Genomic DNA, 7,500 nt, shown 5'->3' with positions numbered 1-7,500 from the left:
GGGAGGACCGGCCGGGGGACAAGCGTCTGGTGGCGTACGTCGTTCCGGCCGACGACGCCGGGGAGGTGGACCCGGCCGAGCTGCGCGCCCACGTCGCCTCCGCCCTGCCCGACTACATGGTTCCGGCCGTGGTTGTCGCCCTGGAGGCCATCCCGCTGTCGCCCACGGGCAAGGTGCACCGCGACGCGCTGCCCGCGCCCGACTACGACACGGCCGTGACGGGCCGGGCGCCGCGCACGCCTGCCGAGGAGGTGCTCTGCGGACTGTTCGCCGACGTCCTCGGCCTGCCCAGGGTCGGCGTCGACGACAGCTTCTTCGATCTGGGCGGGCATTCGCTGCTCGCCACGCGGCTGGTGAGCCGGGTGCGCTCGGTGCTCGGCGCCGAACTGCCGCTGGCTGCCCTGTTCGACACCCCGACGCCGGCGGGACTCGCCGCCCTGGTCACCGATCTCGGCTCCGGGACCGTACGCCCCACGCTCAGCCCCCGGACCCGGCCCACGCCCCTGCCGCTCTCCTTCGCCCAGCACCGCCTGTGGATGCTCGCCCGCCTCTACGACGCGGACGCCCTTTACAACATGCCGCTGGTGCTTCGGCTGCACGGCCACCTGGACCGTGCCGCACTGCGCGCGGCCCTCGGTGACGTGGTGGCGCGGCACGAGTCCCTGCGGACCGTGTTCCCGGACGTCGACGGGACGGCGCGGCAGGTGGTGCTGCAACCGTGCGAGGTGCCGTTGCCGGTGGTGGAGACGGACGAGACGGCCCTGCCGGAACTGCTGCGGTCCGCGGCGGCGGAGGGCTTCGACCTGTCCCGTGATCTTCCGCTGCGGGCCACGCTGTTCGCGCTCGGCGCCGATGAGCACGTGCTGCTGATCTCCCTGCACCACATCGCCGGTGACGGTTGGTCGATGGGGCCGCTCGCCCGGGACCTGGGCACCGCGTACGCGGCCCGCCACGACGGGCACGCTCCCGACTGGCAGCCGCTGCCGGTCCAGTACGCCGACTTCACCCTCTGGCAGCGCGACCTGCTCGGTGACGAGGACGAGGACGGCAGCGCGGCCCACGCCCAGCTCGAGTTCTGGCGCACCGCCCTGGCCGGCGCCCCCGAGGAGCTGGCCCTGCCCACCGACCGCCCGCGACCGGCGGAGTCCACGTACGCCGGAAGCCGGGTGGGCGTCGACTGGGACGCGGAACTGCACGGCGGTGTCGTGGAGTTGGCGCGGGAGTCGTCGACGTCGGTGTTCATGGTGGTGCAGGCGGCGTTGGCGGTGTTGCTGAGTCGTCTGGGTGCGGGTGAGGACATTCCGATCGGTACGCCGGTCGCGGGTCGTACGGATGAGGCGCTGGACGATCTGGTCGGGTTCTTCGCCAATACGCTGGTGTTGCGGACGGATGTGTCGGGTGGTCCGACGTTCCGTGAGGTGCTGGCGCGGGTGCGGGCGACGGATCTGGCGGCGTACGCGCATCAGGACGTGCCGTTCGAGCGGCTGGTGGAGCTGGTCAATCCGGCGCGCTCGCGGGCCCGTCATCCGCTGTTCCAGGTCCTGCTGGCCTTCCAGAACACCCCCGAGGAGTCGCTGCGGCTGCCGGGGCTGACCGTCGAGACGGCCGGCGTCGACATCGGCGTCGCCACGTTCGACCTCGCCCTGAGCCTGCGGGAACGTACGGACGGCCAGGTCCCCGCGGGGATCCAGGGAATGCTGGAATACGGCACCGACCTGTTCGACCGCGCGAGCGCGGAGCGGATCGCCGCCCGCCTGGAACTCGTCCTGCGCGCCCTCGTCACCGACCCGGACCGGCCAATCGACCGGATCGGCCTCCTCGACGAGGAAGAACGGCAGCGGCTGCGCACCGAGTGGAACGCCACCGAGGTGCCCGTCGCGGGCGTGTCGTCCACCGTCCACGCGACCTTCGCCGAGCGTGCCCGCACCCGTCCCGACGCGGTGGCCGTCACCTCCGGCGCCCGGCACCTCACCTACGCCGAGCTGGACCGGCGGGCCAACGGCCTCGCCCACCGTCTGGTCGCGCTCGGCGTCCGGCCCGAGGACCGCGTCGCCGTCCTGATGGAGCGGTCCTCGGACCTCGTCGCCGCCCTGCTCGGCATCCTCAAGGCCGGCGCGGCCTACGCCCCGTTGCACGAGAGCTACCCGGCCGAGCGCATGCGCGAGGTGCTGTCCGACGCCGGCGCCCGGATTCTGGTCACCGACCGGGTCTGGCAAGAGCGCGGGCTGCCCGGCAACGCCGACCAGGTCGTCCTCGTCGACGGCTGCGGGGACGCCGGCACCGCTCCCGAGGTGCCGCACCGGCCCGACGGGCTGGCATACGTCATGCACACCTCCGGATCGACCGGCAGGCCCAAGGGCATCACGATCACCCACCGCAACCTGCTGGAGCTGGCCCTCGACCCGTCCTGGGCCGACGGCGACCGTCACCGGCATGTTCTGATGCACGCCCCGTACGCCTTCGACATCTCCGACTACGAACTGTGGGTACCGCTGCTGGCCGGCGGACGCGTCGTGCTGGCCCCGCCCGGCGAGCCGGACATCGCCGAGCTCAAGCGGCTGATCGTGGCGGAGGGCATCACCGGGGTGCACTTCACGGCCGGCCTCTTCCGGGTCGTGGCCGAAGACCTCGGTGACGCGCTCGGCGGCGTCGAGGAGATCCTCACCGGCGGTGACGTGGTCTCCGTCGCGGCCGTCGAGAGCGTGCTGCGGGCTGCGCCGCACATCGTCGTACGCCATCTGTACGGCCCGACCGAGATCACCCTGTGCGCCACCAGCCACCTGGTGTCCGCGGCCGACGAACTCGGCGACCGGCTGCCCATCGGCCGGCCCCTCGCCAACACCCGCGCCTACGTGCTGGACACGGCGCTGGCACCGGTGCCCGCGGGTATCGTCGGCGAGCTGTACATCGCCGGTGCCGGTCTCGCCCGCGGCTATCTCGACCGCTCCGGGCTCACCGCCGAGCGGTTCGTGGCCGATCCGTACGGACCGGTGGGTGCCCGGATGTACCGGACCGGCGACCTGGCACGCCGCCGCCACGACGGCGCCCTGGAGTTCGTCGGCCGCGCCGACGACCAGGTCAAGGTGCGCGGGTTCCGCATCGAGCCGGGCGAGGTGGAGGCGGCCCTGACCCGCCACCCCTCCGTAGGGAAGAGCGCGGTCGTCGTCCGTGAGGACCGCCCCGGCGACAAGCGCCTCGTGGCCTACGTCGTCCCGGCGGACGGCGGGCGAGGCGTCGACCCGGAGCAGCTGCGCGCCCACGCGGCGGACTGCCTGCCGGAGTACATGGTCCCCGCGGCGGTCGTGGCCCTGGACGAACTGCCGCTGACGGCGAACGGCAAGCTCGACCGGGCCGAGCTGCCGGCCCCGGTCTTCCGCTCCGGTGGCACTGCCGCTCCCCGCACCCCGCGGGAGGAGCAGCTGTGCCGCCTGGTGGCCGAGGTGCTCGGCCTGGACGAAGTCGGCCCGCAGGACAACTTCTTCGAACTCGGCGGCGACAGCATCGGCTCCATCCAGCTGGCCAGCCGGGCCCGCGCGGCAGGGCTCGACCTGGCGCCGAAGGACGTCTTCCGGACCCGGACGCTGGCCCAGCTCGCCGCCGTGGTCGGCACGGTCACCGCCCCGGCGGACGCGGCCGACGACGGAGTCGGCGAGGTGCCGCTCACCCCGGTCGTGCACGACCTGCGGGCGCGCGGCGGCACCCTGGACGGTCTGCTGCAGTCTGTGCTGCTCCAGGTGCCGGCCGCGCTCACCGAGACCGGCCTCACCACGGCTCTGCGAGCGCTCGTCGACCACCACGACGTCCTGCGGCTCGAAGTGGTCGACGCCGACTGGCGCCTGCGCGTGCGGCCCGCCGGCTCCGTACCCGTGACCGACCGGGTGCACCGGGTCGACGTGACCGGAATGGACGACGCCTCGGTCCGTGCGGTCCTCGCCAAGGAGGCGGCCGCCGCGGGCGAACGCGTCTCCCCGGCCGACGGAGTGGTCTTCCAGGCGGTCTGGTTCGACGCGGGCGAGAAGGCGCCCGGCCGACTGCTGCTGACGGTCCACCACCTGGCGGTGGACGGCGTGTCGTGGCGCGTGCTGCTGGACGACCTCAGGACGGCGTGGACCGAGGCCGAGGCCGGGCGCACACCGCGCCCGGACCGGGTGGGAACCTCGTTCCGACGCTGGGCGACGGTGCTGACCGAGGAGGCGGCCAAGCCGTCCCGCACCGCCGAACTCGACTTCTGGACAAGCCTGTACGACCGGACCGGGCACCGGCTGGGTGCCCGGGACCTCGACCCGGCCCGGGACACCGCGGCCACCGCGCGGTCGCTGACGGTTTCGCTGCCCGCACCGGTCACCGAAACCGTCCTCTCCCAGGTGCCGGCCGCCTACAACGCGGGCGTCAACGACGTCCTGCTGGCCGCCCTCGCTCTCGCGGTGCGGGCCGGCCGGGACCGGCCGCAGGACGCGCCGGTGCTCATCGAGGTCGAGGGCCACGGCCGGCACGAGGAACTCGGGGACGGACTCGACCTGTCCCGGACCCTCGGCTGGTTCACCAGCGTCCACCCGGTGCGGATCGACCCCGGCCCGGTGGACTGGGCGGACCTGTGGGAGGCCGGGCCGAACGTCGGGGAGGTACTCAAGCGGGCCAAGGAACAGCTGCGTGCGGTTCCGGACCAGGGCATCGGGCACGGGCTGCTGCGGTACCTCAACCCGGACACCGCCCCTGTGCTGGCCGTTCTGCCGACCCCGCAGATCGGCTTCAACTACCTCGGCCGGTTCCAGGGCGCCCGCGGCGCGGACTGGAGCCTGGCGCCCGAGGCGGTCGCGGAGGACGGGGCCGGTGCCCCGCCCGGCGCGATGCCGCTGCGCAACCCGCTCACCGTCAACGTCACGACCCGCCCCTCGGCCGACGGCGGTACAGAGCTGCGCGCGGTCTGGACGTGGCCGGACGGCCTGTTGACCGAGGCCGAGGTGTCCGCCCTCGCGGACACCTGGATCCAGTCGCTGACCGTGATGGCCCGTCATGTGGGGCGGGCCGACGCGGGCGGTGCCACCGTGTCCGACTTCGACCTGGTCGACCTCGACCAGGACGAGATCGAGGCATTCGAGGACGAGTTCATGTTCGAGGACGGGGACGAGGAATGAAGCGCTTCAAGGCGCGGATCGAGGACGTTCTGCCGCTGACCGCGCTCCAGGAAGGGCTCCTGTTCCACGCGCGCTTCGACGAGCGGCAGGCCGACGTCTACCACCTGCAGTTCGTGTTCGATCTGCGTGGTGAGCTGGACGCCGCGGCGTTGCGCCGCGCGGCCGACGGGCTCCTCGCCCGGCACGGCAATCTGCGCGGCGCCTTCCGCGAGCGCCGCAACGGCGAGTCCGTCCAGGTGGTGCCGGACCGGGTACGGATGCCCTGGCGTGAAACGGACCTGTCCGCGCTGCCGCCGGCCGAACGGCAGGAGCGACTGGCGGTGGTCCTCGCCGAGGACCGCGCCACCCGCTTCGACCTGCGCAAGCCGCCGCTGATCCGGTGCGAACTCGTCCAACTGGCCGCCGACGAGCACCGCTTCGTGCTGACCAGCCATCACCTCCTGCTCGACGGCTGGTCCGTCCCGCTGATGCTGCGCGAGCTGTTCGCGATGTACGCCCAGGACGGCAGCGACCACGCCCTGCCGCAGCCCGTGGCCTATCGGGAGTACCTGCGCTGGTTGTCCCGGCAGGACCGCGCGGAGGCCGAATCGGCCTGGCGCCGATATCTCGACGGGCTTCAGGAGCCCACCCTGCTCGGCCCGGTCGGCGCCGGCCGGGAGACGGTGGTGCCCGAGGAGACCGAGACCGAGGTGGACGCGGGCCTGACCGCCCGGCTCACCGAACTCGCCCGCCGCCACGGACTCACCCTGAACACCGTGGTGCAGGGCGCCTGGGCCCTGGTGCTGGCGGGGCTGACCGGCGGCGACGACATCGTGTTCGGCGCGACCGTTTCCGGGCGCCCGCCGGAGCTGCCCGGCGTGGAGTCGATGATCGGCCTGTTCGCCAACACCCTGCCGGTCCGGGTGCGGTTGGACCCGGCCGCGTCCCTGATCACCACCATGCGTCGCCTCCAGGAGGAGCGCGCCGTGCTTGCACCCCACGAGTACCTCGGCCTCGGCGAGATCCAGCGGCTCGCCGGGCCCGGCGGCGAACTCTTCGACACGCTGTACGTGTTCGAGAACTACCCGGCGCCCTCCGGCGACCAGGAGACCACCCACCACGGGATGCGGATCGCCGACACGGAAGGCAGCGGGACCGCGCACTACCCGCTGACCCTCACCGTCCTGCCGGGCAGCAGCCTGCGGATGCGCCTCACCTACCGGCCCGACCTGTTCACCCGGCAGACCGTGCTCGGCTGGGCCGAGCGACTGCGCCGGGTGCTGGAGACCGTCGGCGACGACCCCGACCGGCCGGTCTCCCGGGTGGACGTGCTCGACCCCGCCGAGCGGCACCGCGTCCTCGAGGAGTGGAACGACACCGCCGCCGAGCCGTCCCCGCGCTGCTGGCCCGCCCTCTTCGAGGAGCAGGTCCGCCGCACCCCGGACGGCCTGGCGCTCCGGCAGCCCGAGGGAGCCGGACTCACCTACGCGGAGCTGAACGCCGAGGCGAACCGGATGGCCCGCTTCCTGGCGTCGCGCGGTATCGGCCCCGAGTCCGTGGTCGCCCTCGCCCTGCGCCGCACCCCACAGCTCGTCGCCGCCCTACTGGCCGTACAGAAGGCGGGCGCCGCCTACCTTCCGCTCGACCTCGACCATCCCCGGGACCGCATCGAGGGCATCCTCGCCGCCGCCCGGCCCGCCGCCGTCCTGACCACCCGGGACGACAGCGCACGGCTGCCCCGCGGACCGCACGTGCACTGCCTGGACGACCCGGACGTCCGCGCCGAAGCCGCCGGATACGACCGTGGGGACCTCACGGACCGGGAACGGCCTGTGCCGCTCCGGCCGGAGCACCCGGCGTACGTGATCTTCACCTCCGGTTCCACCGGCACGCCCAAGGGCGTGGTGGTGCCGCACCGCGCCCTGCTCAACTTCCTCATCGCGATGGCCGAGCGCTTCCCCCTGGACGCAGCGGACCGGCTGCTGGCGGTGACCACGATCGCCTTCGACATCCACGCCCTGGAACTCCACCTGCCGCTGATCACCGGCGCGAGCGTCGTGGTGGCCGACCGGAACACCGTCGTCGACCCGACCGCCCTCGCGGATCTGATCGACGCGAGCGGAGCCACCCTCATGCAGGCGACGCCCACGCTGTGGCACGCGCTGCTGACCGAACGGCCGTCGGCCGCCGAGGGGCTGCGTATCCTCGTCGGAGGCGAGGCCCTGCCCCCGGACCTCGCCCAGCGCATGACGCGGACCGGAGCACAGGTCACCAACCTCTACGGGCCCACCGAGACCACCGTGTGGTCGACCGCCGCCGCCCTCGACGGGACAGCGGCGAGCGGGCCCACCATCGGCCGCCCCATCCGCAACACGCGGGCCTACGT

Annotated in this window: 2 protein-coding genes; both read left to right on the top strand. The window is 73.4% G+C overall.

Going from position 1 to position 7,500, the window contains the following annotated elements; all coding sequences use genetic code 11:
- Positions 1-5,135, top strand: a 5,135-nt coding sequence (locus ACTWQJ_RS42510; protein ID WP_443311765.1) for an amino acid adenylation domain-containing protein, incomplete at its 5' end; no start/stop codon positions are given.
- A partial coding sequence (locus tag ACTWQJ_RS42505) for a non-ribosomal peptide synthetase (protein ID WP_443311764.1) occupies positions 5,132-7,500 on the top strand: 2,369 nt, incomplete at its 3' end. The genes ACTWQJ_RS42510 and ACTWQJ_RS42505, both read left to right, overlap by 4 nt.

Origin of the sequence: Streptomyces sp. KR55 (genome assembly GCF_052245645.1) — a bacterium.
Taxonomy (GTDB): domain Bacteria; phylum Actinomycetota; class Actinomycetes; order Streptomycetales; family Streptomycetaceae; genus Streptomyces; species Streptomyces flavusporus.
The sequence above is the reverse complement of the archived record's forward strand: the minus strand, read 5'-3'. Positions and strand labels throughout refer to the sequence as shown.